Below are 26,120 nucleotides of genomic sequence, written 5' to 3' on the forward strand. Positions count from 1 at the left end.
TCACGAATCCCCCCAACGGGTCAGCCCTTGACCGCGCCGCCGACGATCCCGGTGGTCACCCGGCCCTGGAGCACGAGGAACACCAGCAGCACCGGCAGCATGAACAGCGTCGAGGCGGCCATGGTGGCGCCCCAGTCCGTGCCGAACGTGTTGCTGAACGACGACAGCCACACCGGCAGCGTGCGGTCGTCCTGGTTCTTGATGATCAGCACGTTGGCGAAGGCGAACTCGTTCCACGCGGTGATGAACCCGAACAGCGACGTCGCCAGCAGGCCGGGTGCGAGCAGCGGGAACACCACGCGCCGGAACGCCTGCGCCCGCGAGCACCCGTCCACCAGCGCCGCCTCTTCGAGGTCGACCGGGATCGCGGCGAGGAACCCGCGCAGCGTCACCACCGTGAACGGCAGGGTGATCATGAAGTAGACCAGCGTGAGCATCCAGAGCGTGTCGAGCATCCCGGTGTCGCGGGCGATCACGTAGATCGGGATGAGCAGCGCCTCCCACGGCGTCATCTGGGCCACGAACACCATGAGGATGAACCCGCGCCGGCCCTTCCACCGCAGCCGTGCCACGGCGAACGCCGCCAGCAGCGCCACTACCAGCGACAGCAGCACGGCGCCGCCGGCGACCAGGAGGCTGTTGCGCCAGAACGACCAGAACCCCTGCGCGGACACCGCCGTCCCGAAGTGCTCGAAGGTCAGCGACAGGGGCAGGAACGTCGGCGTCGCCGCCTGGATGTCCCGGGTCGGCTTGAACGCGGTCAGCACCATCCAGTACACCGGGAACACCGACACCACGAACACCACGACCGCGGCCACCGCGCGCAGCACCCGGCCGGTCACGAGACCTCCTCCTGCCGGTACATCTGGCGGAAGTAGGCCAGCAGCGCCAGCACGAGCAGCAGCACCATGAGCATCGACACCGCCGCGCCCAGGTCGTAGCGCTGCAGCGACTGCGCGACCTGGAACGCGTACACCGGCAACGTCGTGGTGGCCTGCCCCGGCCCGCCCTGCGAGATGACCCAGATCTGCACGAACGCCTTGACCACCCAGATGACCTCGAGGCAGGTGATCAGGCCGAACATGGCCCGCAGCACGGGGAACGTGATGGAGGCGAACACCCGCCACGCGCCCGCGCCGTCGATCCGCGCCGCCTCGTACAGCTCGGACGGGATCGTCACCATGGCCGCGTACAGCGACAGCGCCGCGAACGGCACCGACTGCCAGACGATCAACGCCACCAGGATGGCGAACGTGGCCGGACCGTCGGCGAACCACGTGTAGTCGCGGTAGCCCTCGAACCCGAGCTGGACCAGCGTCCAGTTGACCACGCCGAGTCGGGACTGGAACAGCCACTGGAACACCGTGGTCGCCGCGATGACCGGCGTGGCCCACACCAGCACCAGGCCGGACATCACGAGCAGCCGCGTCCACTTGCCCAGTCGCACCAGCAGCAGGGCGACCAGGGTGGACAACACCATGATCAGCACGACGTTGACCGCGGTGAACACGAGCGTCCGCCGCACCACCGCCCAGAACTCGGGATCGGTCAGCACCCGCGTGTAGTTCGCCAGGCCGACGAACCGCGCGTCACCGCGGACCAGTTGTGGCAGGCCGAACTCCTGCAGCGAGATGACCACGTTGCGCGCCAACGGGTACAGCAGCAGGAACCCGGTGGCCGCCACGGTCGGCGCGATCAGCAGGTACGGCCACCAGGAGGTGCGCCGGCGGCGCGGGGGAGAGGTGGGCGGCGGGCGGTGCTCGACCGTCCGCGTCAGCGTCGTGGTCATGCCTCACGCGCCCGAGTTGAGCGCCTGGGTGATCACCTTGTCGGCCTCGGTCGCGGCGGTCGCCGGGTCGGCGCCGGTCAGCACCGCGGTGAGGAATTCCTTGATCGGGTTGCGCGCCTCGACCGCCGCCCAGTTCGGCGAGTTGGGCGTGGCGTGCCCGTTGACCGCGCCCGCCGCCATCGCCGCCGCGCCGGGGTCGTCGCCGACCGCGTCCGCCAGCGAGGTCCGGTTCGGCACGTAGTTCATCGCCTTGGCCAGTTCGACCTGCCACTTCTCCCCGGCCAGCGCCTTGACCACGGCGTACGCGCCGTCCTGGCGGGTCGAGGAGAGGGGGATGATCAGATCGGAGCCGCCGGTGAACACCGCGCCCGGGGTGGCCGCGGTCTTGCCGGGGATGGGGAAGAAGCCGAGCTTGTCGGCCAACTCGGGGTTGGCCTTGGCGACCAGCTTCGCCGCGCCGGGCACCGCGATGAACTGCGCGACCTGCCCACCCGCGACCACGTCGGTCTGCTGGGGCTTGGCCTCGTCGGAGTCCTTCGGCCCGTCGCCCAGCGCCTGGAGCTTCTGGTAGAAGTCCGCGCCCGCCAACGCCTCCGGCGTGTTCAGCGAGCCGGACCACTTGCCCCCGTCCGACTTGGCGAGATCGCCGCCCTCGTCCCAGATGAACCCGGACAGCACGTACCAGTTCTGGCCGGGCAGGTAGATGCCCTGGGTGTCGCCCTGGTCCAGCTTGGCGGTGGCGGCCAGCCACTCGTCCCGCGTCTTCGGCGGCGTCACCCCGGCCGCCTCGAACAGGTCCTTGCGGTAGATGACGACCCGGTTCGCCGCGTAGAACGGGATGCCGAACTGCTTGCCGCCCACCGCGCCCGGCTCGGCCAGGCCGGGGATCCAGTCGTCGCCGCCCAGCTCGCCGACCTTGTCCGACAGGTCGGTGACGCCGTCGCTGGCCGCGTACTGGGCGACCTGGGTGTTGCCGACCTCGATCACGTCCGGCGGGTCGGTGCTGGCCAGCGCGCTGGTCACCTTCTGCGTGATGCCGTTCCACTCCTGGATCTGGATCTTGACGTCGAGTTCGGGGTGCTCGCGCTCGAACTCGGTCTCGAAGCGGCTGACGAAGTCGTCGGTGGCCGAGTCCTTCATCAGCCAGACGGTGATCTCCTGCCGGCCGCCGGACGCACCCGGCTCGGCACCGCAGGCGGACAGGGCGAGCAACGACGCGAGGACGAAGGCGACGGGGCGGTTCGGCACGTCTCACCTCTCAGCTGACCAATTGGTAAACCCAGGTGGAGCGTGTCGAAGATGGCATAGACCAATGTGGCAGTCAACACCCAGTTCACAGCGGTGAGAGCGCTCTCGATCTTCATGTGAACCGACCTGACCACTGGTCTGACATACTGGTCGGCGACCGGCAAGACGAAGGCAGGCGGCATGGCCGAACCGATCCTCAAACGCGAACGGGTGCGCGACTACCTGCTCGAACTCATCGAGACCCACCCGCCGGGCGCGCCCATACCGGCCGAGCGCGTGCTGTGCCGCCAGCTCTCGGTGTCCCGGCCGACGCTGCGCTCGGCGGTGGACGAACTGGTCAACACCGGCCTGCTGGTCCGCCAGCACGGCCGCGGCACGTTCGTCGCGCCCGCCAAGATCACCCAGGAACTGGTCTCGGCCGACCGCGCGATGACGGTGCCGCAGGCGGGCGGGGCGTGGACGAGCCGGGTGCTGGAGCACGCCCGCGTCCCGGCCGGCGCGCGGGTCGGCCGCAGGCTGCGCGTGTCGCCGGCGGCCGAGATCACCTACATCGCCCGGCTGCGCCTGGTGGACGGCGCGCCGATGGCGATCGAGTACCTGCACGTGCCGGTCGCCGTGGCACCCGGTCTCACGGTCGAGGACATGGAGTCGGGCAACTTCTACGACCGCCTGGCCGACCACGGCGTGCACGTCAGCGACGCGGTGCAGTCCATCGAGCCCACGGTCACCAACGACGCCGAGTCCGAGCTGCTGGGCGTGCCGGTGTTCGCGCCCGCGCTGCTGTTCGAGCGCCTGACCAACGACACCACCGGCCGTCCGGTCGAGTACGTGCACTCGCTGTACCGGGGCGACCGCTACCGGATCGTCTCCCGGCTGTCGCTCGCACCTTCGGCACCTTCGCCGGGCGCCCGGACCGGCCACCACCCCGGGATCCCGCCCGGCGACCTGTCGTCCGGCCCGGTCCGCTCGGCCACCACCGGTGACGTCCAGTAGCCCTCGGTCGTTGCCCGTGCGACCGGCCGCCCGTGCTGCCAGGATGGGCCCGCCCGTACGACCTTCGAGGAGGACACGGTGGCTTCTCGGCTCAACCCGTACATCAGCTTCGCCGGCAACGCCCGTGAGGCGATGGAGTTCTACGAATCGGTCTTCGGCGGCACGCTGCGGCTCAACACGTTCGGCGAGTACGGCGACCCCGACGCGCCCGAGGCGGAGAAGATCATGCACGGCATGCTGGAGACGCCCGGCGGTTACACGCTGATGGGCGCCGACACCCCGCCCGGCATGCCCCTCAACGCGGGCGACAACATCACCATCAGCCTCAGCGGCGACGACTCCGACGAGCTGCGCGGCTACTGGGACAAGCTGTCCGACGGCGGCACCGTCACCGTGCCGCTGGAGAAGCAGATGTGGGGCGACGAGTTCGGCGCGTGCCAGGACCGCTTCGGCGTCTCCTGGATGGTCAACATCAGCGGCGCCTGAGCGGGTCCGCCGCCCGGCCTCGTACCATCGGCACGTGGTGAACCGGCTTGGCGAGTTGGAACGGGCGGCGATGGACGTCCTGTGGGACCGCGGCGAGCCGGTCGCGGTGCGGGACGTCGTGCGCGCGTTGGCCGACCGCGACCTCGCCTACACGACCGTCATGACGGTGTTGAACCGGTTGGCGAAGAAGGGTTTCGTCCGCCGCGAGGCCGGTGAGGGCCGTGCCTGGTACTACGCGCCGGTGGCCAGCCGCGAGCAGTACGTGGCCCGGTTGATGCTGGACGCGTTGTCGCTGACCGGCGACCGGGAGACCGCGCTGGCGCACTTCGCGCAGTCGATGACCCCGCCCGAGGCGCAGGCGCTGAGCCAGGCGTTGGACGAGCGGTGAACGCCGCGCTGCACCTGGCGGCGACGCTGGTGCTGTGCGTGGCGGTGGCGGGTCCGCTCGCCCGCGCCCGGTGGGTGTGGCGCGCACCGCGCACCGGGATCCTGCTGTGGCAGATGCTCGGCCTGTCCTGGGCGCTGTCCGCGGTCGGGTTGCTGCTCGCCCTCGGCCTCGCGCCGTACGGCGCACCCATCCCGGTCGCCTTGGCACGGTGGGTCGACGACGCGGTGCGCGGTGACGTGACGCCGTTCGCCGTGCTGGTCGTGCTCGGTCTGCTGTCCGCGTTGGACCTGGTGATCGGTCTGGTGTGGACGTGGTGCTCGGTGCTGCGGGTGCGGCGCAGGCACCGGGACGTGCTGGCCCTGGTCGCCCGCCGGGACGACGCGGCGCCGGGCGCGTTCGTGCTGGACCACCCGCACGTCGTCGCCTACTGCGTGCCCGGCGCCCGGTCGGCCGTCGTGCTCAGCTCGGGCGCGCTGACCGCGTTGACGCGTGACCAGGTGGACGCTGTGCTGGGGCACGAGCACGCGCACGGGCGCGAACGGCACGACCTGGTGCTGCTGCCGTTCAGCGCGTTGTGCGCGGTGCTGCCGAAGGTCCGCCTGGTCCGCTCGGTCGCGCGGGCGGTGGCGTTGCTGGTGGAGATGCGGGCCGACGAGAGCGCGAGCCTGCGGCACGGTGCCCAGCCGCTCGCCGCCGCGCTGCGCCGGTTCGGTTCCGCACGCCCGCCCGAGGGTGCCCTGGGCGCGGCCGACATCGCGGTGGAAGCCCGGTTGGACCGCCTGGCCGGCCTGCCGCCGCTGCCCGCCGCGCTGCGGTGGTCCGCACTGGTCACGGGGTTGGTACTGGTGTCGACCCCGCTGAGCTTCCTGGTCTGGTGAACCCCTCTCCGAGGGCTACTACAACGTGTAGTGCTACGTTCTGTAGTAGTCATCTCGGAGAGGTTGTTCGATGATCCAAGTCCTGGCGACCGCGTTGACGGTCGTCGCGGTGGTCGCCGCGGTCTGGGCGCTGGTGCTGGCGGTGCTCGACCACCCGATCACCTTGCGCACCAAGCCGACGCTCGGGCTGGCCGGTGTCGTCCTGCTGCTGGAGGTCGGGCTGCTGGCGCAGGCCGCGATCGGTGTGGTGGCGCTGCTCGGCACGGACCGCGAGCTGGACCGGGCCACGTTCGTCGGCTACCTGGTCGGCGTGGCCGTCGTGCTGCCGCTCGGCGCGGTGTGGTCGGTGGCGGAGCGGTCCCGGTGGGGCGCGGGCGTGCTGACCGTGACGTGCCTGAGCGTGCCGGTGATGGTCCTGCGGCTCAACCAGTTGTGGGCCGGCCATGGGTAACCGCCTGGCGACACCCGCCCTGCTCAGCGACTGGCTGTTCACCAGCGCGTTCGGCGTCTACATGCTCGCCGCCCTGCTGTGCTCGGCCGAGTACGCCCTGACCCGGCACGCGGCGGCCCCGCCGTCGTTCGCGGTGCGGTTGGGGCGGTCCGGTGTCGCGCTGACCGTCCTGGGTGGACTGCTGCACCTGGGTTCGGTCGTGCTGCGCGGTGTCGTGACCGGCCGCGTGCCGTGGGGCAACATGTACGAGTACCTGTCCGCGGTCGGGCTCATCGCCGTCGTCGCGTGGCTGTACGTGGTGTCCCGGTACGACATGCGCCGGATGTCGGTGTTCGTGCTGCTGCCGATCGCGTCGCTGCTGTTCCTGGCGGGCAACCGGCTCTACGCCGAGGCCGCGCCGCTCGTGCCGCCGCTGCGCTCGTACTGGATCGTCATCCACGTCGCCGCGGCGATCATGGCCAGCGGCGTGTTCCTGCTGTCCGGTGTGGTCAGTGCCCTGCACCTGGCCGGCAGCGGCGAGTTCGCGCGCAAGGGCAAGCCGCGCCCGACGCGACTTCCGCCCACCGAGGACCTGGACAAGATCGCCTACCGCACCGGCACGGTCGGGTTCCTGACGTTGACGTTCGCGATCATCACCGGCGCGGTGTGGGCGGAGCAGGCGTGGGGCCGGTTCTGGGGCTGGGACCCGAAGGAGACGGTCGCGTTCGTGTCGTGGGTCTGCTACGCCGCCTACCTGCACGCCCGTGCCACGGCGGGCTGGCGTGGCCGGCGCTCGGCGTGGCTGAACGTCATCGGCCTGGTGGTGGTGCTGTTCAACCTGTTCTTCGTCAACCTGGTCGCGGTCGGCCTGCACTCCTACGCGGGGGTCGACTGAGCGGGTCGGCGGAAGGCGGAGCGGTAGGCGTGGGGGTTGGTGCCGACGACCCGCTTGAACCGGTCCCGGAACGCGGTGGGCGAGCCGAAGCCGACCCGTGCGGCGATCCGGTCCACCGGGTGGTCGGTGGCCTCCAGCAGGTGCTGCGCCCGGCGGATGCGGGTGAGCTGCAGCCATCGCAGCGGTGTCGTGCCGGTCTGCTCGCGGAAGCGGCGGTTGAGGGTGCGGGTGCTCATGCCCGCCCGCGCGGCGATCCGGTCCAGGCTCAGGTCGTGCGCGCAGTTGTCCTCCATCCACCGCAGCACGGGTTCGAGCGCGGAACCGCGGGGCGCGGGCGGCTGCTCGTGCACGATGAACTGCGCCTGCCCGCCTTCGCGTTCCAACGGCATCACCGACAGGCGGGCGGCGTCGGCGGCGACCGCGGAACCGTGGTCCCGGCGGATCAGGTGCAGGCACAGGTCCAGCCCGGCGGCGGCACCGGCCGAGGTGAGCAGCCGGCCGTTGTCCACGTAGAGGACGTCCGGGTCCACGTCGACCTCGGGGTGACGTGCGGCCAGCGCGGCGGCACCCGCCCAGTGGGTCGTGGCGCGCAGCCCGTCGAGCAGGCCGGTCGCCGCGAGGATGAACGCGCCCGAGCAGATGGACGCGAGCCGAGCGCCACCCGCGTGCGCGCGCCGGAGCGCGTCCAGCACCTCGTCCGGAACCGGCGCGGCGCCGTCGGCACAGCCGGGCAGGATCACCGTGTCCGCGTCGGCCACGGCGTCCAGGCCGAACGGCGCTTGGAGGGTGAACGCGCCCGCGTCGACCGTCGGCGTGGCACCGCAGATCAGGACGCGGTAGGCGGGTTCACCGCCGGGCAGCCGGACGCGGGTGAACACCTCGATCGGCGTGGACAGGTCGAACGGCACCACCCCGTCGAGGGCGAGCACGGCCACGGTGTGCATGCCCCGGACCGTAGCGCCGCGCCGTCGGGTGGGTGGCGTCACTCCGGCTGGAACGTCCCGCGCAGGACTTCCGACGGCACCGGCGCGGGCTCCACCGCCGGTCGAGGGCTTGCCCGCGTGGCCCGGATCACCTACCGTCGAGTAAAAGTGAAGAGGTTTCGCGTATGGCGAACCGGGTCGGTCGGGGAGTGCGGATGCGGGTCTCACGACGGTCGTTGGCGGCAACCGCGCTGGTCGGCGCGCTGGTCGTGGTCGGGCTGCCGGTCGCGGACGCGGCACCGGAGCCCTACCTGGTCGGCCGGGGCATCGCCGACGTCACCGGTCCCGCCGCCGAGAACGGGATGATGGGGTACTCGGCGTTCGACCAGAAGACCACCGGCATCCACCAGCGCCAGCGCTCCCGCGCGTACGTCGTGGTCGACCAGGCCACCGGCAAGCGCGTCGCGTACGTCAACGCGGACCTGGCGATGATCTTCCGCGCGGTGCAGGAAGAGGTGCTGGCCAAGCTCCAGGCCCGGTACGGCTCGCTCTACACGCGCGAGAACGTGCTGCTGTCCGCGACCCACACGCACGCCGGGCCGGGCGGCTACTCGCACAACCTCGCCTACAACCTGTCGATCCTCGGCCTGCAACCGCAGACGCTCGCCGCGATCACCGACGGCATCACGGAGTCGATCGTGGCGGCGCACGAGGACCTCAAGCCCGGCGAGCTGTCGCTGGGACGCGGTGAGCTGACCGACGCCAGCGTGAACCGCTCGCGGGTCGCGTTCGAGCGCAACCCGGACAAGGGCCACTTCCCCCTGGGCATCGACCCGGCGATGACGGTGCTGAAGTTCCGGCAGAACGGCGAGGACGTCGGCGCGGTCAGCTGGTTCGCCACCCACAACACGTCGATGACCAACAAAACCACGCTGATCAGCCCGGACAACAAGGGTTACGCGTCCTACCAGTGGGAGCACGACGACCGCGGCGTGCGGTACCTGGAGGACCGGCCGGGGTTCGTCGCCGCGTTCCCCAACACCAACGCGGGCGACATGTCGCCGAACCTCAACCTGCGCCCCGGTTCCGGGCCGACCGAGGACGAGGTCGAGAACACCCGCATCATCGGCGAGCGGCAGAACCGCAAGGCGCAGCAGGTGTTCGCCGGACCGCAGACGCCGGTCACAGGTTCGGTGGACTACCGGATGCGGTTCGTGGACATGTCCGCCATGACGGTCGACGGCCGGTACACCACCGACGGCAAGCCGGGGACCACGTGCCCGGGCGTGGTCGGCGCGTCCACCATGGCGGGCAGCGTGGAGGACGGTCCCGCGATCCCCGGCTTCAGCGAGGGCATGACCAGCCCGTGGAAGGCGCTGTTCGAGCCGCTGGACGTCGAGGTGCCGCAGTGGCTGCGCGACTGCCAGTACCCGAAGGCGTCGCTGGTGCCGACCGGGCTGGTGCAGGCCACGCCGAACGTGCTGCCGCTGCAGATCGTGAAGATCGGGCCGCTGCACCTGGTCGCCGTGCCCGGTGAGGTGACGATCGTGGCCGGTCTGCGGATCCGGCGCGCGGTGGCCGCCGAGGCGGGCGTGCCGCTGGAGAACGTGCTGGTGCAGGGCTACGCCAACGACTACAGCCAGTACGTGACCACGCCGGAGGAGTACGACCTGCAGCAGTACGAGGGCGGGTCCACGCTGTTCGGCCGCCACACCCTGCCCGCCTACCAGCAGGAGTTCGCGAAGCTCGCCGCGTCGCTGCGGGCGGGCACGCCCCTTGCGCCCGGCGTGACGCCGACCGAGCCGCCGTTCACCGGCATCAACCTCCAGACCGGCGTGGTGTTCGACGACAAGGCGCCGTGGCACTCGTTCGGCCAGGTGCTGGCCCAACCCGCCGCCACCTATGCCCGCGGCCAGACCGCCACGGCGGTGTTCGTCACCGGCCACCCGAAGAACAACCTGCGCCGCAACGGCACGTTCCTGGAGGTCCAGCGCCTGGTCGGCGGCACGTGGACGCGGCACGCCGACGACGGCGACTGGTCCACCCGCTACCGCTGGCAGCGCGAGGGCGTGGCGAACTCGAACGCCACGATCACCTGGACCATCCCGGCCGACACCCCCGCAGGGCAGTACCGCATCGTGCACCACGGTGACTGGAAGAGCGGCTGGACCGGCGCGATCACCCCGTTCAGCGGCACGACCAGGACGTTCACCGTCGGCTAGGGCCGGTCGCGGCCGGGACCCCCCACCCGCTCGGCGGGGCGCCGATCAGCCCTCGCGGTCCAGCGGGCCCCAGCTCGTGGCCGCGTGCTCGTCCACGAGGCGCTCGCACTCGGCCAGCACCTCGTCGGTGATCCACCCGATCGGGTGACGGCACTCGATCAGGGGCTCGTTGTCCGGGCCGCGGCCGACCTCGTCGCCCTCCAGGATCCACGGCCGCGTGCCCGGACCACGCCGTTCCCGCAGGTGGCGGTAGTCGTGCAGGCGGCGGGCGACCCACAGCCGCAGGGGGCGGTCACCCCACCAGGGTTCGATCGCCAGCGAGTTGGCGGACAGGCCGGGCAGCCGCACGCCGCTCAGGCCGTCCCGGCTGCACCGGTCGCTGTCCGCCTCCGGGCCCTGTGACCAGCGCACGTACAGCTCACGCGCGGGCGCCCGGTCCTCGACCAGGGAGACCAGGTCGGCGAGGTCGGCGAAGGTGCGCATGCGCCGGGGGTACCGCGTGGGCGGAGGTTCGAACACGCCGGGCCCGGGTATGAGCTAAAGCATGACCGAAGCGACCACGACCGCCCGCCACTCGCTGTGGTCGGAGGCGATCCCGCACGGCCGGTTCCCCGTGCTCACCGGCGAGACCGCGGTGGACGTCGCCGTGGTCGGCGGCGGCATCACCGGCGTCACCACGGCGTTGCTGCTCAAGCGAGCGGGCCTGCGGGTCGTTGTGGTGGAGGCCGACCGGGTGGGCAGCGGTGTCAGCGGCAACAACACCGCCAAGGTCACCGCCCTGCAGTCCACTGTGTACTCGACCGTCGAGCACAAGCACGGCGCCGAGGCCGCGGCCGACTACGCCAACGGCAACATGGCGGCCGTGGAGCGGGTGGCGTCCCTGGTGTCCGAACTGGGCATCGACTGCGACCTGCGGCGACTGCCCGCGTACACCTTCGCGTTCGACGAGCAGGACCTCCCCGCGATCGAGGACGAGGCCAAGGCCGCGGTCAAGGCGGGCCTGCCGGTGTCCCGCGATCGTGGCGAGCTGATGGGCGTGCCGTTCCCGGTCGCCGGGGCGGTGCGGCTGGACGACCAACTGGCCATCCACCCGGTGAAGTACGTGCGCGGCCTGGCCGAGGTCGTGGACGGTGACGGGTCGCGGGTCTACGAGGCGAGCCGGGTGCTGCGCATCGAGGACGGCACGCCGACCCGCGTCCACACCGATCAGGGCACGGTCGTCGCCGAACGCGTGGTGATCGCCACGCACTACCCGATCCTGGACCGGGGCCTGTACTTCGCCCGCCTGGAGCCGATGCGCTCGTACTGCGTGGCGGTCCGGCTGGCGTCGGGCACGCCGCCGACGGGCCTGGCGATCAGCGCGGGCAGCCCGACCTGGTCCCTGGCGAGGTCCGGCGACCTGCTGATCGTGGCCGGACAGGGCCACCCGACCGGCGAGGCGCCCGGCGCGCCGTACGACGAGCTGACCAAGTTCGCCGCCGAGCACTGGGACATCGCCGAGGTCACCCACCGCTGGTCCGCGCAGGACCCGACCTCCTACGACAACCTGCCGATGATCGGCCCCTACACGCCCAAATCGTCCACGTTGTACGGAGCGACGGGGTTCATGAAGTGGGGCCTGAGCAACGGCACCCTGGCCGCGGAGCTGCTGACCGACCTGATCGTGGGCCGGGAGAACCCGCTGGCGGACCGGTTCAGCCCGCACCGGCTGAGCCTCGGGTCGACACCCAAGCTGGCCAAGCTGAACGCGAAGGTGGCCGTCGACCTGGTCGGCGACCGGCTGAAGTCGGCCGAGGTCGACTCGGTGGCGGACGTGCCGGTCGGCGAGGCGCGGGTGGTGCGCGACGGCTCCGGCAAGGCCGGGGTGTACCGGGACGAGACCGGCGGCGTGCACGGCGTGTCGTTGCGCTGCACGCACCTCGGCTGCCTGGTGCGGTTCAACCCCGCCGAGCGCAGCTGGGACTGCCCGTGCCACGGGTCGCGGTTCGACGTGGACGGCGCGGTGCTCGAAGGCCCGGCGACCAAGCCGCTGCCGCGCCGCGATCCCGCCTGATGACGGTCGGTGTCGAGGAGGAGTTCCTCCTCGTGGACCCGGCGACGCGACGTCCGGTGGCCCGTGCGGCCGACGTGCTGGCGGGCGTGCGGGACCTGCCGCCCGGCGCGCGGGTGCACCGCGAGCTGAGCGGCGCGCAGGTGGAGTTCGCCAGCGGAGTGTGCACCGACCTGGGCGAGTTGCGCGACCAGCTCGAGGCGGGTCGGCGCGCGTTGGCCGACGCCGCGCGTGCCGAAGGGCTGTGGCTGGTCGCGTCGGGCTCGCCGCCGCTGGCCGACCCGCGACCGGCGTTGAGCGCGGGGGAGAGGTTCGAGCGGATCGAGTCGGTGTACCGCGCCCAGGTGGACGGCTACCAGTGCTGCGGCTGCCACGTGCACGTCGGCGTGCCCGACCCGGAGACCGCCGTGCACGTGGTCAACCACCTCCGGCAATGGCTGCCGACGCTGCTCGCGCTGGGCGGCAACTCGCCGTTCGACCGGGACCGCGACACCGGGTACGCGAGCTGGCGGATGATGGACCAGGCGCGGTTCCCCGGCTCGGGCGTGCCGCCGTTCTGCCGTACAGCTGCCGAGCACGCCGCCCGCGTCGCCCGGCTGGTGGACAGCGGCGCGCTGGTGGACGCGAGCCAGACGTTCTGGCTGGCCAGGCCGTCGCCGAGGTACCCGACCGTGGAGGTGCGGGTCGCCGACACCGCCGCCACCGTCGACCACGCCGTGCTCCAAGCGGGCCTGACCAGGGCACTGGTCGACACGGCGCGGACGGCCGCAACCGCGCCGGAGCTGGACGACCAGGTGCTGGCGGCGGCCGTGTGGTCGGCGGCCCGCCACGGGCTGACCGGTCCGGGCGTCGATCCGATCACCGCACGGCAGGTGCCCGCCGTCGAGCTGGTGGAATCGTTGCTGGAGCACGTGTCCGACGCGCTGGGCGAGGACCGTGAGCCGATCCACGCCCTCGTGCGCGACGTGCTCGACCGCGGCACGGGCGCCCAGCGGCAGCTGAGCGCCGGATCGCCCGAGGCTGCCGTCGATCTGCTCGCGTGCGCACCGACCGGAACGGGTAGTCCACGGGCATGACCACTGTGGACCCTGCCGTCGACCGCGCCGTGCTGCCCGCGCCGCGCGGCCCCCTGTCCTCCGCCGTGCTGGACGCCCTGCGCGCCGACCCGCCGGCGGCGAGCCTACCGTCGCCCGGCTCGCCCGACCCGTACGGCGAAGACCTGCAACTGGCGCTGCACGTCTGCTACGAACTGCACTACCAGGGCTTCACGGGCGTGTCGGACGACTGGGAGTGGGATCCGGAACTGTTGAGGTTCCGCGCCGCGCTGGAACGGGTGTTCCTCGACGCGCTGCGCGCCGACGTGCCCGGTGGCGCGGACATCGACGGCGTGCTGGACGAACTGCTGGTCGAACCGGTCGACGGTGTCGGCGTGAGCCACTTCCTCAAGGACCAGGGGGAGTGGTGGCACATGCGCGAGTACCTGGTGTTGCGCTCGATCTACCACCTCAAGGAGGCCGACCCGCACGCGTGGGTGATCCCCCGGCTGCGCGGTCGGGCGAAGGCGGCCCTGGTGGCGGTGGAGTTCGACGAGTTCGGCGGTGGGCGCGGCGACCGGATGCACTCGCGGCTGTTCGCCGACCTGCTCGTGGGCGCCGGGCTGGACCCCGGCTACCTGCGGTACCTGGAGCACGCGCCCGCCGTGATGCTGGCGACGGTGAACCTGATGTCGTTGTGCGGGCTGCACCGGTCGCTGCGCGGGTCCCTGGTCGGGCACTTCGCCGCCGCCGAGATCACCACCGCGCCCAGTGCCGCCCGGATGGCCAAGGCGTTGACGCGCCTGGACGCGCACCCCGACTGCGTCGAGTTCTTCACCGAGCACATCGAAGCCGACGCGGTCCACGAACAGGTGATGCGGCGGGACGTGATCGGCGACCTGCTGGCCCGTGAGCCGGAGCTGACGGAATCCGTGGTGTTCGGCGTGCAGGCCACGGAACTGCTCGAACAACGGCTCGGCGATCACCTGCTCGGCGCGTGGGAAGAGGGGCAGACGGCGCTCCGCCTGCCGCTCTAGGGATGAAGGTCAACGTCGTTTGCGGTGGCTCGTGTCGCACAGCGGGTAGCGCTTGCTGCGGCGGCACGCGCACACCGCGACGACGAACCGGTCCGAACGCACCACCGTCCCGTCGTCGGCTCGCAGCTCCACCGGCCCTTCCACCAGGACGGGCCCACCGGGCACGACGGTCACCACCCGGACGTCACGCGTTGTCGGCACGGATCACCACCAGTTCCTCGTGTTCCTGACCGTCATCGATGAGACCGCGCCGGGCCAGCCACGCCGCCCGCCCGCGCATCACCGGCCCGAACGCGACCGTGCGGCGGGCCACCACCGACGCCTTCAACCCGCCACCGCGCAACTGCCGCAGCGTGACGTCCGGATCGGACAACGCCGAGTGCACGATCAGACCCATGCCCTTGTCGGCCAACAACAACGGCAGCACCGCGCACAGCCGGTCGAGCACGCCGCGCCCGTCCGGCCCGGCGTCCCAGGCCCGTGCGCGACCCCGCGCCGGCACGTCGATGCTGGGCACGTACGGCGGGTTGGCCGTGACCACGTCGAACTCGCCCTGCCCGACCAGGTCACCGAAGTCACCGTGCCGCACACGCAGGGTCAACCCGCGCAAGCGGGCGTTGACCCGGGCGGCGAGCAGGGCGCGTCTGCTCAGGTCCACCGCGGTGATCTCGCTCGCGCCCGCCAGTCCCGAGGCGACCGCCAACGCGCCGGTGCCGGTGCACACGTCCAGCACCCGCCCACCACGGGGCATCCCGGCCTCCTCGAGCGCCTCGGCCATCAGCCACGTGTCTTCCTGGGGCCGGTACACGCCCGGCGGCCTCCACAACCACATAGGACTGTGGTTCCCGGCCGCTGCGCCCGCAAACGGGAGGAATGGACCGCGCCGTACGGGGAATCCCCTTGTCCCGGAGCCAGGGAGGTCGGATGGGCGTCGTGGAAGCGGCCCGTGAGCACGTGCTGGTGGCGATGCTCGGCAACATCCCGCGCCTGGTGGCCGACCCGGTCTGGCGCGCCGACGACCCGGACGAGGGACGCGGGCTCGGCGTGCTGCTGGTGCCCGGATTCGGCTTCGGCGACTGGAGCCTGCAACTGGCTCGCACGTGGCTGCGCAAACGCGGCTACGTGCCCACCAAGGCGCGGATCGGCCTGAACGTCGGCTGCACGTCCGAGCTGGTCGACCGGCTGGAACGCCGGGCGGAGGCGCACGCCGAAGCGACCGGCGGCCGGGTCGTGCTGCTCGGCCAGAGCCGCGGCGGTGGGCTGGCCAGGCTGCTGTCCGTGCGCAGGCCGGACCTCGTGCGCGGACTGGTCATGCTCGCGAGCCCCGTGCTGGACCAGCTGGGAGCGCACCCGAGCGTGGTGCGGGTGGCGCGGAAGCTGGCCCGGCTGTCCCGGGCGGGCGTGCCGGGCCTGTTGGACGAGGACTGCTTCGCGGGCGCGTGCTACGACACCAACTCCACCGCCATGGCCGAGCCGCTGCGGGTGCCCGCCGTGGCCGTGTTCTCCCGCAACGACCTCATCGCGCCGTGGGAGCTGTGCGCCGACCCGTGCGCGGACTGCGTCGAGGTGACCAGCACGCACACCGGCATGGGCCTGGACCCGGAGGTGTACCGGCTCCTGGCACCGCGACTGGCCGCGTGGGCGCGGAGCCGGGAACCGGCGGTCTCGGCGGCGAGCTGACCTACCGCGGCCAGGACCCGCGCCGACCTACCGCGTCGGCGGCACGTGCAGCCGGGACCCGGTGGCCTCGGTGCTCGGCCACCACGCGCCGTCCTCGGCGACGTAGAACATCCGCGGCCCGATCTCGCTGATCGTGCGCACCGCGTCCACCAACCGGTCGACGTGGTCCACGCCGATGCCCAGGCCGAGACTGGCTCGCACGGCCGTGCGCTCGCCGGACAGGTGCCTGGCCAGCGGCCGGGCGCAGAAGTCACCGTGCCGGACGCCGATGCCGTACTCCACCGACAGGGCCGTCGCGAGCAGCCCGGAGTCCACGCCGTCCACGGTGAACGCGACCATCGCCACCCGTTCGCTGGCCGTGCCGAACAACGACACCTCGACCACCTCCGGTATCTCGGCCAGCCCCGAGCGCAACCGGTTCAGCAGCACCGATTCGTACGGCATCACCGCGTTCCAGGCCGTCTGCAGCGTCTGGCACGCCGCCGCCAACGCCACCGCGCCGACCACGTTCGCCCCGCCCGCCTCGTGCCGTGCGGCGCCCGACGCCCACGTCACCGTGCCGTCGCCGACGTCCACCGTGGCGCCGCAGCCCGCCAGGTGCGGCCGTGCGGCGGCCAGCCAGTCCGGCCGTCCCGCCAGCACGCCGATGCCGAACGGCGCGTACATCTTGTGCCCGCTGAACGCCACGTAGTCCACGTCCAGGGCGGCGATGTCGATCGGCTGGTGCGCGGCCAGCTGCGCCGCGTCCACCGCGATCCGCGCGCCGTGCCGACGGCACAGCGCGACCACGTCCTCCAACGGCATCAGCTCACCGGTCACGTTCAGCACCGCGCTCACCGCCACCAGCACGGGACCGCCGAGCGTGCGCAGAGCCTCGTCCAACGACGCCAGCATGTCCTCCACCGACGCCGGGATCGGCAGCCGGTGCACGTCCTGCCACGGCAGCAGCAGGGCGTGGTGCTCGCTGGAGAACACCACCACCGTCGTCCCGTCCGGCACGGCCATCGCCAGCAGCTTCACCGCGTCGGTCGTGTTGCGGGTCAACACCAGGTAGTCGTCGTCCCGGCAGCCGATGAACGCGCGGACCACGCGCCGCGCCTCTTCGAACCGGGCCGTGGACATCGCCGACAACGTGCCGGAACCCTCGTGCGCGCTGGCGTACCAGGGCAGGAACGCCTGCGCGGCCTCGGCGACGGCGACCATGCACGGCGCGGTGGCGGCGTGGTCGAAGTTCGCGAACGACGCCGTCGCGCCGGAGCCCAGCGGCACCTGGAGGTCCGCGCCGAGCACGGCGGGCAGCACCGACCGCGCGCCCTCGGTCGGCCGGTACCGGGCGAACGGCCTGACCGTCCGGTCCGGGTCGAGGAACAGGGTCACCGCGTTTCTCCGGCCGACGAGCCATCGGCGAACGCGACGTCGGCGGCTACGTCCGCGCCGACGTCCTCGGGCAGCGCGTCCAGGTAGTCGTGCACGCCGTCGTAGGCGAACGTCAGCACCCTGGACCCGGCGGGCAGCGTCCGCGCCACCCGGCAGGCCGCCACCAGGTTGGCCGCGGACGAGATCCCGACGGCCAGCCCTTCGGTCCGCATCACCCGTTGCATCATCTGCCGCGCGTCCTCGAACGACACCTGCTCCTCGTCGGTGACCAGGCCCAGGTCGAGCACCGCGGGCACCAACCCGACCGCCAGCCCCTGGATCGGGTGCGTAACGAACCTGTTCTCCCGCAACGAACAGCCCTCCGGCTGCACGGCCACGATCCGCATCGACGGGTGGTGCTCCGACAGCACCCGGCCGACACCGGTGAGGTGACCGCCCGTGCCGACGCCGGCGACCAGCGCGTCCGGCGGCCGTGCCCCGAGCGCGTCCATGATCTCCACCGCCGTGGTCCGCACGTGGATCGCCGGGTTCGCCGGGTTGGCCTGCTGGTTGAGCATCACCCAGTCCGGGTTGTCGAACAGCAGCCCCAGCGCCATGTCGGCGTGCGAGTTGTTGCCCAGCGTGTGGTCGGACAGCCGCACCTCGGCGCCGTAGCCGCGCAGCAGCCGCTGCTTGGCCGGGCTGTAGTTGTCCGGGATCACCAGCACCAGCCGGTAGCCCAGGATCGCCGCCGCCATGGCCAGCCCGATGCCGGTGTTGCCGCCGGTGGACTCGATGATCGTCTGCCCGCTGCCGCGGACCAGCTCACCGTCCTTCTCCGCCTCCAGGATCATGTTCAACGCGATCCGCACCTTGTGGCTGCCGCCCGGGTTGAGCAGCTCCAGCTTCACCAGCAGCTCGCGGTCCAGGTCCGGTGCCAGCCGGGACAGCCGCACGACCGGCGTGTCGCCGATCGCGTCCAACACCGAGTCGGCGATGCCCTTTCCCATGTCTCACTCCTGCCTGGCGTGCGGGGGTACGGTTTTCTCGCGCGGCGCGCCGAAGGTCGCGATCGCGGTGTAGCGGCCGAGGTCGGCGTCGAAGTCGAACAGCCGCGCGCCGAGCACCTCGTCCCGCGAGGTGTCCACGACGAGGTGGCGCACCGGGTAGACCGGCGTGCCCTCGTAGACGGCGAACCGGTGGTCCTCGTCGCTGAAGTACGCGCCCGCGTCGGGGTGCGAGTGGTAGATCACGCGGACCGGGTCGTCGCCGTCGAACGAGTCCTCCAGCTCGCGCAGGTCGTCCACGCCGAACGCGTACCCGGTCCGGCTCTCCCGGTCGTAGACCCCGGGCCGGTCCTCGATCACGTTGACGCAGTCCTTCACGCCGCTGTCCCGGATGAACCCGCAGGCCTCGGACGGGTAGCGGGCCAGCACGTGCCGGTAGACCTCGGCGAGCGCCGCGTCGGTCGGCCGCCCGTCCTCGACCGCGGGCACGACGGCGGCGTCCGCGGGTGCCGGCAGCACCTTGCGCTGGTTCCACTGCGTCACGCCGAACGCGCCCAGGATCACCAACGTCAGCAGCACGTCGACCCAGCCGAACGCGGCGCCCTCGATCACCACGGCCAGGACCTGCGCGATGATCGGGAACAGCACGAACGCGAACGACACGATGACCGTGTCCATCCGCTGGAGCAGCCAGAAGTACACCGCGAACCCGATGGCGGACGCGACGATGCCCAGGTAGATCGTCGCGCCGACGCTGCGGGCGGTGAACGCCTCCGCGCCGGGCCGTTCGACGATCAGGCCGAGGCCGGTGAGCAGCACGCCACCGACGGCCATCGGCATCGTGTTCAACGTCAGCGCCGGCATCCGGCCGCCGTGCTTCTTGATCATGATGTAGGCCAGCGCGTGGATCACCGCCGCGCCCAGCAGCGCGGCCACGCCGATCACGTTCGTCACCGCGACGCCCTGCGAGTGCACGATCAGCGTGCCCAGGGCGGCGAACGCGACCAGCACGGCGGCGGCCTGCGTCGTGGTGATGCGCGTGCGCAGGATCGGCACGCTGAACACGATCATCAGGATCGACACCGACGACACGCAGATCGACGCCAGGCCGGACGACACGTACAGCTCGCCGTAGTTGAACAGGAAGAACGGCACGGTGAAGTAGCAGCCGACCATGAAGGCGAAGAACCAGCCCATGCCGCTCGGGTAGCGCAGCGGCTTGCGCAGCACGAGGCAGGCCGCGATGAACGCCGGCCCGGCGACGATGAAGCGCAGGCCGGACGCCGTCAGCGGTGGCATGTCGGTGATCGCGAGCTTGATCGCGATCCAGGTCGAGCCCCAGATCAGCACGACGGCGACGAAGCTCACCGCGATCAGCGCCTTGTGCTGCGGGGGACGACCGGGCGTCGAGGCGGCGGCGGGCCGAGGCGCCTCGATCTCAGGAGCGGACATCGGAGCGGGATCTCCAGACTGGATTCAGGGTGTGCTGGTCGAGCGCGACGGCGGGCCGCGGGGGACCGGACCGGCGGTGTCAGCCGGCCGCGGTGCGCGGCAGCGAGGCCGTCCGGGACTTGCGGGCCAACGGGATGCCGACGGTGACCTCGGAACCTCCGTGGCTGACCCGGATGTGCGCCACCGAACGCAGCCCCCGTGCCCGCGGTGAGATCTGGATCGTGAGGCACTTGGCGTTGTTCTGCAGCACGGACCAGTCGCCCGCGGCGAGCGGCAGCTGGGTCGGGCCGAGCAGCTGCACCTCGAGGCCGGGCCGGTCGAGGTCGTTGCCGTGCAACCGGAAGCGGTACTCGCCGAGCCCTTCCACGCCGTAGACGGTGATCGGGCGCGGGCCCGCGACCATCTGGTACTGGTGCAGCACGGCCACCTGCGCGCCGGCGGGCACGTCCGAGCGCACCAGGGCGTGGCTGCCGATCATGACGTCGTCGCCGACCGTGATCGGACCGAGCACGCGGGCGAAACCGCCGACCTGCACCCGGTCGCCGAGCGTGGGGTGCCGCCTGCCCGCGGCGTTGTCCGCGATGCCCAGCGCGCCGAGCACCACGCCCTGCAGGATGTAGCAGTCCGCGCCGATGGTGGCGTCCTCGCCGATGACCGTGCCGATGCCGTGGTCGACGATGAACCGGGGGCCGATGGTCGCGCCGGGGTGGATCTCCACGCCCGTGCGGACCTTCGCCGCCTCGGAGATCTTGCGGGCCAGCACGCGTTGCCGCCACGGGTCGCCGCACGGCGTCGTCAGCACCTCGTGCGCGACGCGGTAGGCCAGCACGGCGTGGAAGCACGCGTACGCCTCCAGCACGTACTGCCACGAGCCCAGGCTCGCCGGGTCGCGCCGCGCGAGGGCCAGCAGGTCGCCGACGGCGAGGTCGGCGGCGCGCCGGAGCACGGCGGCGGAATCGAGACCGAGTGCGGCCGAATCGGACGCGTGCGGTGCGAGCACGTTCTCCGCTGCCCGAACTATTTCCGGGTAAGCGGCGTCCGGTTCCCGATCAACGGGACAGGCGGACTCCTCTCGAACGACAGACACCGGTTCCCCCTAGTCAACAGATGATGTCGCGGTCGGCGACATTACCTCGGTTTCCGCACTTCGGCGACCGCAGTTTTGCGGCTCGCTCGGCCGACCTGGGCGGCTTGCTGCGCCGATCGGTCGCACGTGGTTACGCCGTCATCGGGCACGTTCACTGCATCGGCCCAGTGGCGAAGATCGGGATTAGCGCAGATTAATAAATCTGAAACGCATCGTAGTTCGATACTTCACCCGGATGTCCCAACGACCTGCATGCGCACACTATATTGCCAGGTCACGTGGCATGGCCCGGCTCGCCGCTCGGCTTGCCCGGTCCGCTAGCATCCCCGTCGTCGCACCTTTGGCCGCCCGATCGACCGGCGGCCGTAATGGTCGTGCGGGTACTGGGGAGGCACGTTGTCCGGGGGTTTGTCGCAGCCTGCCGTGGATTTCCACGCCTTCGAGTTGTCGCGCTGGCAACGCGTGGTGGACAGATATCACCGATCCTGGGGCGAGTTGACCGGTTCGGCCGGTTCGGGACTGCTCGACGTGATCGGCGTCGAGTCCGGAACGCGGTTGCTGGACATCGCGACGGGGCCGGGATATGTCGCGGGTGCGGCTTCCCGAAGAGGGGCGCGGGCGGTCGGCGTCGACTTCTCCGCGCCGATGATCGCGAAAGCGCGGGCGTTGTTCCCGGAGGTCGACTTCCGCGAGGGCGACGCGCTCGACCTGCCGTTCGGCGACGGCTCGTTCGACCGGGTCGTGATGAACTTCGGGCTGCTGCACCTGGGTGACCCGGAGCGGGCGATCCGGGAGGCGTTCCGGGTCCTGGTGCCCGGCGGCGTGTTCGGCTTCACGGTGTGGGCGTCGCCGGAGGAAGCGGTGGGGTTCTCGCTGCTCTCCGACGCGATCATGGAGTTCGGCGAACCCGTGGAGCTGCCCGAGGGGCCCGACTTCTACCACTACAGCGAGCCGGACAACTGCCGCGCGTCACTGGCCGACGCGGGGTTCGCCGACACCGGTGCCGAGGTGCTCGACCTCGACTGGCACCTGGCGAGCGTGGACGACCTGTTCCCGGCGTACCGGCAGGCGACCGTGCGCACGGGCGCCCTCCTGGACGGCCAGAGCGACGACGACCGCGAGAAGATCGAACTGCGGGTGCGGGAGACGGCGGCGCGTTTCTCGGACACCGACGGCGGGCTGGTGATCCCGATGCCCGCGGTCGCGGTCTGGGGTCGGCGGTGAGCGGATCGTCGAACCGCCCCGTCCCGTCTCGTCACTAATGTTCGTTGATCATTCACTCCGAAGTGTGATCTTTCGTGCGATCCTGCCTGCGTGCGGCCACCCTGCGCCGCCGCACCCGGGAGGAGACACCTCATCGTGCGACTACGACCCCTGCTCAACCCCCTTGCCGTTGTCGTTTCCGTGACGGCCGTCGCCGCGGCCCTGCTGATCCCCACCGCGGCCGCCGGTGCCACGCCGATCACCGTCGCCCAGGCCATCGGGCAGCAGAACGGCGCGTCCGCCACCGTGCGCGGTTACGTCGTCGGGCAGCCGACCGCCACCAACACCGTGGTGCGGTCCGACTTCCCCTCCGACTACGCGCTCGCGCTGGCCGACTCGCCGACCCAGACGAGCACGAGCCAGATGCTGTACGTGCAGGTCACGTCGGCGTTCCGGGCCCAGTGGGGCCTGCGGACCAACCCGGGTGTGCTCGGCAAGCGGATCGACGTCACCGGTCCGCTGAAGGCCTACTTCTCGCACCCCGGCCTGACGTCGCCGACCGCGTTCGCCTTCGCGGGCACCACGCCGACGTCCACCACGACCGCGCCCACCGCGACGTCCACGACGACACCCGGCGGCGGCTACGACGACACGTACTACCGCAACGCGCTCGGCAAGACCGGCGCGTCGTTGAAGACGGCGTTGAACGGGATCATCCGCACCAACACCAAGCTGTCGTACGACCAGGTGTGGGAGGCGTTGAAGGTCACCGACCAGGACCCGAACAACAGCGCCAACGTGATCCTGCTCTACACCGGGCGCTCGCAGAGCAAGACAACCAACGGCGGCGACCCGGACGACTGGAACCGGGAGCACGTCTGGGCGAAGTCCCACGGCGACTTCGGCACCGCGACCGGTCCGGGCACCGACATCCACCACCTGCGGCCCACCGACGTGTCGGTGAACGCGGAGCGCGGGAACAAGGACTTCGACCTCGGTGGTTCGCCGGTCGCCGAGGCTCCGGGCAACTACACCGACGCCGACTCGTGGGAGCCGCGCAACGCGGTGAAGGGCGATGTCGCGCGGATGCTGTTCTACATGGCGGTGCGGTACGAGGGAAACGACGGCTACCCCAACCTGGAGATGAACAACAACGTCAACAACGGCAGCGCGCCGTACCACGGTCGGTTGTCCGTGCTGCTGCAGTGGCACGCGCAGGACCCGCCGGACGCGTTCGAGAAGCGTCGCAACCAGGTGATCTACGACCGCTACCAGCGCAACCGCAACCCGTTCGTCGACCACCCGGAGTGGGCCGCGTCGATCTGGGGTTAGGCAGCGCTCGGCACGCGGACGCCCGTCCTCGTTTCCCCCGGCCGGGGGTGCGGGGTGCGGGCGTTCGTGCTGCTCGGGGAAGTAGATCACCCGATCCGGTGTTGACCGCTCACGTCCTCTCTGTTCGAATGAACGCATCGCGTGTTCAAACAAGGGGGGAAGTCATGAGGGCCGGGATCACGATCCTGCCGGAGTACCGCTGGGTCGAGGCGAGGCCGCGGTGGCTCGCGGCGGAGGCGTACGGGTTCGCCCACGCTTGGACGTTCGACCACCTGGGGTGGGGGCCGCTGGTCGACGGCCCGTGGTACGGCTCGGTTCCGACGTTGAGCGCGGCGGCGTCGGTGACGTCGCGGATCGAGCTGGGATTCATGGTCGCCTCGCCGAACTTCCGCCACCCGGTGCCGTTCGCGCGGGACCTGCTGGCGTTGGACGACCTGTCGGACGGCCGGGTCACGGTGGGCATCGGCGCGGGCGGGGTGGGCGGCTACGACGTGGAGGTGTTCGGCGGCACGACGAAGGCCGCGAGCCCGGCGCGTCGGTACGAGGAGTTCGTCGAGTTGTTGGACGCGTTGTTGACCAAGGACCGGGTCGACTACTCCGGCGAGTACTACACGGCGGTGGGCGCCCGGAACGTGCCCGGGTGCGTGCAACGGCCGCGCATGCCGTTCGTGGTGGCCGCGAACGGTCCGAAGGGGCTGGCGTTGGCCGCGCGGCACGGCCAGGGGTGGGTGACGTTGGGTACCGCGCGCGAGTCGCTGGAGGCCTGGTGGAAGTCGTTGGCGGAGTTGGCGTCCCGGTTCGAGGAGGCGTTGGCCGCGGCGTCGCGTGATCCGGGCGCGGTGCGTCGGTTCGTGCAGACCGACGCCGCGCCGGTGTTCTCGTTGTCGAGCGTGGAGTGCTACCGCGATTTCCTGGGCAGGGCGGGCGAGTTGGGCTTCACCGACGTGTTGGCGCCGTGGCCGCGGGCGGAGGGGCCGTTCGCGGGTGACGAGGCGATCCTGGAGGTGGTGGCCGCCGAGGTGCTGCCCACGTTGTCGTGACGGCTCACGTGCCGTTGCAGGCGTCGGCGATGGCGGCGTGGATCCTGATCAGGTCCGGTGGGCTGGTCCGCCAGTTGCTGAAGGCGGCGCGCAGGGCCGGCTGTCCGTTGTAGACGGTGGGGGTGAGGAAGGTCTCGCCGGTGGCGGCGATGCGGCGGGCGGCTTGGGTGACGCGTTCGGGGGTGGGTGAGTCGGCGAGGGTGAAGCAGACGACGTTGAGCCGGACCGGTGCGAGGAGGCGGACACCGGGGGTGTCGGCGAGCAGGTCGCCGAGGCGGCGGGCGAGGTCGACGGTGCGTTCGACGATGCGGCGGTGGCCGTCCTGCCCGTAGGCGGTGAGGGTGAACCACGTGGCGAGGGCGCGCAGGCGGCGGGAGTTCTCGGGGGTGAGGTGGACGAAGTCGGGGTTCTCGGTCGGCAGGCCGAGGTAGGCGGCGGAGTTGCGGAAGACCTGGACCTGGAGGTCGCGGCGGCGGGTGAACTGGACGGCCGCGTCGTAGGGCACGTTGAGCCACTTGTGCAGGTCGACGCAGACGGAGTCGGCTTCGGCGAGGCCGTCCACGAGGTGGGCGAAGGAGGGGGAGAGGGCGGCGAACCCGCCGAACGCGGCGTCGACGTGCAGCCAGAACGGCGTTCGTGAGCGCAGGTCCGCCAGGGCGCGGAGGTCGTCGAAGTCGGCGGTGTTCACGGTGCCCGCGTTCGCGACGACGATGGCGGGCGTGCCGTCGAGTTCGGCGGCGAGCCGGGTGACGTCGACCGCCTCGCGGTCGGGCAGGGTGGGCACCGGGCGCAGGCTGTCCCGGCCGAGCCCGAGCATCGACAGTGCCTTGTAGGTGCTGGAGTGCGGTGCGCCCGAGTACACCTTGACGGGGGCGAGGGCGCCGACGCCGGAGTCGGCGACCGACACCCCGAGCTGTTCGCCGAGCCATTCCCTGCCCAGGGCGAGGCCGACGAAGTTCGACATCGTCGCGCCGGTGACGAAGGCGCCCGCGTGTGCGTCGCCGAGCCCGAACATCCGGGCCAGCCACCGCACGGTCTGCCGTTCGAGGTCGGGGGCGGAGGACCCGTCCGCGGCGGCCGGGTTCTGGTCGAACACCGCGGCCAGCCAGTCGCCCGCGATGGCGGCGGGTGTGCTGCCGCCGGTGACGAACCCGAGGTACCGGGGACCGGCCGCGGCGGAGAACCCGGGCGCCCACTGGCGCGCGAAGACGTCCAGCGCGCCCGCGAAACCCTTGCCGCTCGCCGGGAGCGGCTCGTCCCCGGCTGGCGCGCCCTCCCGGGGTACGGCCGGGCGTGCGTCCAGAGACGACAGGATCGAGGCCGCGTAACGGGTGGCGGCGTCGAGCACGTCGGGTGCGTCCGCCGGGTCGGGCAGGTCGGTCACGTCGTCCAGCACGGAACCTCCAGTCGGAGAAGGGGGCACGGCCGACCCTAGGCACGGCGACGGGCCGGTGTCCCGGTCCACTTCACCGAAACTGGCTTTCCAGCTCCCGGGTGGCCGACCCACGTTCGGTCTTTCCGCAGCCGTCCTGGTGAACCTTCCGGGCGACCCGGGGTCACTCAGCGTAAGTCTTTTCGGGACCCTCGACG

The 26,120-nt window shown here is 71.5% G+C and carries 26 protein-coding genes; 14 read left to right on the top strand and 12 right to left on the bottom strand.

Features of this window, described 5'->3' with window-relative positions:
* Positions 1-20: 20 nt before the first annotated feature.
* Genes A6A25_RS22610 through A6A25_RS22620 form a run of 3 tightly spaced genes read right to left on the bottom strand, consistent with a single transcriptional unit; the run spans position 21 to position 3,037 of the window.
* Positions 21-842 (bottom strand): carbohydrate ABC transporter permease, encoded by an 822-nt coding sequence (locus tag A6A25_RS22610; RefSeq protein WP_073893014.1) that lies wholly within the window; start codon positions 840-842, stop codon positions 21-23.
* Positions 839-1,789, bottom strand: a complete 951-nt coding sequence (locus tag A6A25_RS22615) for a carbohydrate ABC transporter permease (protein ID WP_083668560.1) — start codon at positions 1,787-1,789, stop codon at positions 839-841. Before A6A25_RS22615 ends, A6A25_RS22610 begins: the two co-directional genes overlap by 4 nt.
* Before the next feature lie 3 nt (positions 1,790-1,792).
* Positions 1,793-3,037 carry an extracellular solute-binding protein gene (locus tag A6A25_RS22620; protein WP_073893016.1) on the bottom strand — a complete coding sequence of 415 codons (1,245 nt, stop codon included), beginning with the start codon at positions 3,035-3,037 and terminating at the stop codon, positions 1,793-1,795.
* A 180-nt stretch (positions 3,038-3,217) separates the two neighbouring features.
* Between A6A25_RS22620 and A6A25_RS22625 the strand changes: the two genes are divergently transcribed.
* From A6A25_RS22625 to ccsB, 6 genes are all read left to right on the top strand, one after another.
* Positions 3,218-4,030: a GntR family transcriptional regulator gene (locus tag A6A25_RS22625; RefSeq protein ID WP_073893018.1), complete on the top strand. Its 813-nt coding sequence runs from the start codon at positions 3,218-3,220 to the stop codon at positions 4,028-4,030.
* 78 nt (positions 4,031-4,108) lie between these two features.
* A complete protein-coding gene (locus tag A6A25_RS22630) occupies positions 4,109-4,516 on the top strand; it encodes a VOC family protein (protein ID WP_073893019.1) in 408 nt (135 codons plus the stop codon).
* 70 nt (positions 4,517-4,586) lie between these two features.
* Positions 4,587-4,904 (top strand): BlaI/MecI/CopY family transcriptional regulator, encoded by a 318-nt coding sequence (locus A6A25_RS22635; protein WP_241828874.1) that lies wholly within the window; start codon positions 4,587-4,589, stop codon positions 4,902-4,904.
* The gene (locus A6A25_RS22640) at positions 4,901-5,782 is read left to right on the top strand and encodes a M56 family metallopeptidase (protein ID WP_073893021.1); all 882 of its coding nucleotides are present in this window, start codon (positions 4,901-4,903) and stop codon (positions 5,780-5,782) included. Before A6A25_RS22635 ends, A6A25_RS22640 begins: the two co-directional genes overlap by 4 nt.
* 70 nt (positions 5,783-5,852) lie before the next feature.
* Positions 5,853-6,233, top strand: coding sequence for a hypothetical protein (locus tag A6A25_RS22645; RefSeq protein WP_073893023.1), 381 nt, complete (start codon positions 5,853-5,855; stop codon positions 6,231-6,233).
* Positions 6,226-7,107, top strand: a complete 882-nt coding sequence (gene ccsB, locus A6A25_RS22650) for a c-type cytochrome biogenesis protein CcsB (RefSeq protein WP_073893024.1) — start codon at positions 6,226-6,228, stop codon at positions 7,105-7,107. The genes A6A25_RS22645 and ccsB overlap by 8 nt, the downstream gene beginning before the upstream one ends.
* On the opposite strand, the gene A6A25_RS22655 is transcribed toward ccsB, so the two are convergent.
* Positions 7,089-8,051 (bottom strand): GlxA family transcriptional regulator, encoded by a 963-nt coding sequence (locus A6A25_RS22655; RefSeq protein ID WP_073893026.1) that lies wholly within the window; start codon positions 8,049-8,051, stop codon positions 7,089-7,091. The genes ccsB and A6A25_RS22655 overlap by 19 nt on opposite strands.
* Before the next feature lie 194 nt (positions 8,052-8,245).
* Here A6A25_RS22655 and A6A25_RS22660 point away from each other — a divergent pair, with 194 nt between their 5' ends.
* A complete protein-coding gene (locus tag A6A25_RS22660) occupies positions 8,246-10,252 on the top strand; it encodes a neutral/alkaline ceramidase (RefSeq protein ID WP_073893279.1) in 2,007 nt (668 codons plus the stop codon).
* 45 nt (positions 10,253-10,297) lie between these two features.
* Here A6A25_RS22660 and A6A25_RS22665 read toward each other — a convergent pair whose 3' ends face one another.
* Entirely contained in the window at positions 10,298-10,735 is a 438-nt protein-coding gene (locus tag A6A25_RS22665) for a DUF6098 family protein (RefSeq protein ID WP_073893027.1), read from the bottom strand.
* 61 nt (positions 10,736-10,796) lie between these two features.
* Between A6A25_RS22665 and A6A25_RS22670 the strand changes: the two genes are divergently transcribed.
* The 3 genes from A6A25_RS22670 to A6A25_RS22680 are packed head-to-tail and all read left to right on the top strand — an operon-like array spanning position 10,797 to position 14,373.
* The gene (locus tag A6A25_RS22670) at positions 10,797-12,305 is read left to right on the top strand and encodes an FAD-dependent oxidoreductase (RefSeq protein WP_073893029.1); all 1,509 of its coding nucleotides are present in this window, start codon (positions 10,797-10,799) and stop codon (positions 12,303-12,305) included.
* Positions 12,305-13,378 (top strand): carboxylate-amine ligase, encoded by a 1,074-nt coding sequence (locus A6A25_RS22675; RefSeq protein ID WP_073893030.1) that lies wholly within the window; start codon positions 12,305-12,307, stop codon positions 13,376-13,378. Before A6A25_RS22670 ends, A6A25_RS22675 begins: the two co-directional genes overlap by 1 nt.
* Positions 13,375-14,373: an iron-containing redox enzyme family protein gene (locus tag A6A25_RS22680; RefSeq protein WP_073893032.1), complete on the top strand. Its 999-nt coding sequence runs from the start codon at positions 13,375-13,377 to the stop codon at positions 14,371-14,373. The genes A6A25_RS22675 and A6A25_RS22680 overlap by 4 nt, the downstream gene beginning before the upstream one ends.
* A gap of 9 nt (positions 14,374-14,382) precedes the next feature.
* On the opposite strand, the gene A6A25_RS22685 is transcribed toward A6A25_RS22680, so the two are convergent.
* Together A6A25_RS22685 and A6A25_RS22690 are read right to left on the bottom strand one after the other, a co-directional pair.
* On the bottom strand, positions 14,383-14,574 hold the full coding sequence (locus A6A25_RS22685; RefSeq protein ID WP_073893033.1) for a CDGSH iron-sulfur domain-containing protein: 192 nt from the start codon (positions 14,572-14,574) through the stop codon (positions 14,383-14,385).
* Positions 14,558-15,205 (bottom strand): HemK2/MTQ2 family protein methyltransferase, encoded by a 648-nt coding sequence (locus A6A25_RS22690; protein ID WP_073893035.1) that lies wholly within the window; start codon positions 15,203-15,205, stop codon positions 14,558-14,560. Before A6A25_RS22690 ends, A6A25_RS22685 begins: the two co-directional genes overlap by 17 nt.
* Before the next feature lie 92 nt (positions 15,206-15,297).
* Between A6A25_RS22690 and A6A25_RS22695 the strand changes: the two genes are divergently transcribed.
* Complete coding sequence (locus tag A6A25_RS22695; protein WP_073893036.1) at positions 15,298-16,053, top strand: alpha/beta fold hydrolase; 756 nt, start codon at positions 15,298-15,300, stop codon at positions 16,051-16,053.
* A 27-nt stretch (positions 16,054-16,080) separates the two neighbouring features.
* On the opposite strand, the gene A6A25_RS22700 is transcribed toward A6A25_RS22695, so the two are convergent.
* The 4 genes from A6A25_RS22700 to A6A25_RS22715 form a co-directional block, all read right to left on the bottom strand.
* A complete protein-coding gene (locus tag A6A25_RS22700) occupies positions 16,081-17,430 on the bottom strand; it encodes an aminotransferase class V-fold PLP-dependent enzyme (protein WP_241828849.1) in 1,350 nt (449 codons plus the stop codon).
* Positions 17,427-18,419 carry a PLP-dependent cysteine synthase family protein gene (locus A6A25_RS22705; RefSeq protein ID WP_083668561.1) on the bottom strand — a complete coding sequence of 331 codons (993 nt, stop codon included), beginning with the start codon at positions 18,417-18,419 and terminating at the stop codon, positions 17,427-17,429. Before A6A25_RS22705 ends, A6A25_RS22700 begins: the two co-directional genes overlap by 4 nt.
* A 3-nt stretch (positions 18,420-18,422) precedes the next feature.
* Positions 18,423-19,868 carry an EamA family transporter gene (locus A6A25_RS22710; RefSeq protein ID WP_073893038.1) on the bottom strand — a complete coding sequence of 482 codons (1,446 nt, stop codon included), beginning with the start codon at positions 19,866-19,868 and terminating at the stop codon, positions 18,423-18,425.
* Between the two features lie 79 nt (positions 19,869-19,947).
* Positions 19,948-20,955: a serine O-acetyltransferase gene (locus A6A25_RS22715; protein WP_198932813.1), complete on the bottom strand. Its 1,008-nt coding sequence runs from the start codon at positions 20,953-20,955 to the stop codon at positions 19,948-19,950.
* 423 nt (positions 20,956-21,378) lie between these two features.
* On the opposite strand from A6A25_RS22715, the gene A6A25_RS22720 reads away from it, so the two are divergent.
* The 3 genes from A6A25_RS22720 (at position 21,379) to A6A25_RS22730 (ending at position 24,530) form a co-directional block, all read left to right on the top strand.
* Positions 21,379-22,179 carry a class I SAM-dependent methyltransferase gene (locus tag A6A25_RS22720; RefSeq protein WP_073893041.1) on the top strand — a complete coding sequence of 267 codons (801 nt, stop codon included), beginning with the start codon at positions 21,379-21,381 and terminating at the stop codon, positions 22,177-22,179.
* Positions 22,180-22,359: 180 nt separating this feature from the next.
* Positions 22,360-23,490 (top strand): endonuclease, encoded by a 1,131-nt coding sequence (locus tag A6A25_RS46900; protein ID WP_443217064.1) that lies wholly within the window; start codon positions 22,360-22,362, stop codon positions 23,488-23,490.
* 164 nt (positions 23,491-23,654) lie between these two features.
* Positions 23,655-24,530, top strand: a complete 876-nt coding sequence (locus tag A6A25_RS22730; protein ID WP_073893042.1) for an LLM class flavin-dependent oxidoreductase — start codon at positions 23,655-23,657, stop codon at positions 24,528-24,530.
* Positions 24,531-24,534: 4 nt separating this feature from the next.
* Here the strand turns inward: A6A25_RS22730 and A6A25_RS22735 are convergent, their stop codons facing one another.
* On the bottom strand, positions 24,535-25,926 hold the full coding sequence (locus A6A25_RS22735; protein WP_241828851.1) for a pyridoxal phosphate-dependent decarboxylase family protein: 1,392 nt from the start codon (positions 25,924-25,926) through the stop codon (positions 24,535-24,537).
* Positions 25,927-26,120 lie beyond the last annotated feature (194 nt).

Source organism: Saccharothrix sp. CB00851, assembly GCF_001905065.1.
Lineage (GTDB): Bacteria > Actinomycetota > Actinomycetes > Mycobacteriales > Pseudonocardiaceae > Actinosynnema.

Excerpts from the sequence above, each read along its gene's own strand:
- A6A25_RS22680 (WP_073893032.1), top strand. The coding sequence starts at position 13,375 with ATGACCACTGTGGACCCTGCCGTCGACCGCGCCGTGCTGCCCGCGCCG.
- ccsB (WP_073893024.1), top strand. The coding sequence starts at position 6,226 with ATGGGTAACCGCCTGGCGACACCCGCCCTGCTCAGCGACTGGCTGTTC.
- A6A25_RS22670 (WP_073893029.1), top strand. The coding sequence starts at position 10,797 with ATGACCGAAGCGACCACGACCGCCCGCCACTCGCTGTGGTCGGAGGCG.
- A6A25_RS22645 (WP_073893023.1), top strand. The coding sequence starts at position 5,853 with ATGATCCAAGTCCTGGCGACCGCGTTGACGGTCGTCGCGGTGGTCGCC.
- A6A25_RS22615 (WP_083668560.1), bottom strand. The coding sequence starts at position 1,789 with ATGACCACGACGCTGACGCGGACGGTCGAGCACCGCCCGCCGCCCACC.
- A6A25_RS22690 (WP_073893035.1), bottom strand. The coding sequence starts at position 15,205 with ATGTGGTTGTGGAGGCCGCCGGGCGTGTACCGGCCCCAGGAAGACACG.
- A6A25_RS22625 (WP_073893018.1), top strand. The coding sequence starts at position 3,218 with ATGGCCGAACCGATCCTCAAACGCGAACGGGTGCGCGACTACCTGCTC.
- A6A25_RS22695 (WP_073893036.1), top strand. The coding sequence starts at position 15,298 with ATGGGCGTCGTGGAAGCGGCCCGTGAGCACGTGCTGGTGGCGATGCTC.
- A6A25_RS22675 (WP_073893030.1), top strand. The coding sequence starts at position 12,305 with ATGACGGTCGGTGTCGAGGAGGAGTTCCTCCTCGTGGACCCGGCGACG.
- A6A25_RS22730 (WP_073893042.1), top strand. The coding sequence starts at position 23,655 with ATGAGGGCCGGGATCACGATCCTGCCGGAGTACCGCTGGGTCGAGGCG.
- A6A25_RS22635 (WP_241828874.1), top strand. The coding sequence starts at position 4,587 with ATGGACGTCCTGTGGGACCGCGGCGAGCCGGTCGCGGTGCGGGACGTC.
- A6A25_RS22655 (WP_073893026.1), bottom strand. The coding sequence starts at position 8,051 with ATGCACACCGTGGCCGTGCTCGCCCTCGACGGGGTGGTGCCGTTCGAC.
- A6A25_RS22660 (WP_073893279.1), top strand. The coding sequence starts at position 8,246 with ATGCGGGTCTCACGACGGTCGTTGGCGGCAACCGCGCTGGTCGGCGCG.
- A6A25_RS22705 (WP_083668561.1), bottom strand. The coding sequence starts at position 18,419 with ATGGGAAAGGGCATCGCCGACTCGGTGTTGGACGCGATCGGCGACACG.
- A6A25_RS22710 (WP_073893038.1), bottom strand. The coding sequence starts at position 19,868 with ATGTCCGCTCCTGAGATCGAGGCGCCTCGGCCCGCCGCCGCCTCGACG.
- A6A25_RS22665 (WP_073893027.1), bottom strand. The coding sequence starts at position 10,735 with ATGCGCACCTTCGCCGACCTCGCCGACCTGGTCTCCCTGGTCGAGGAC.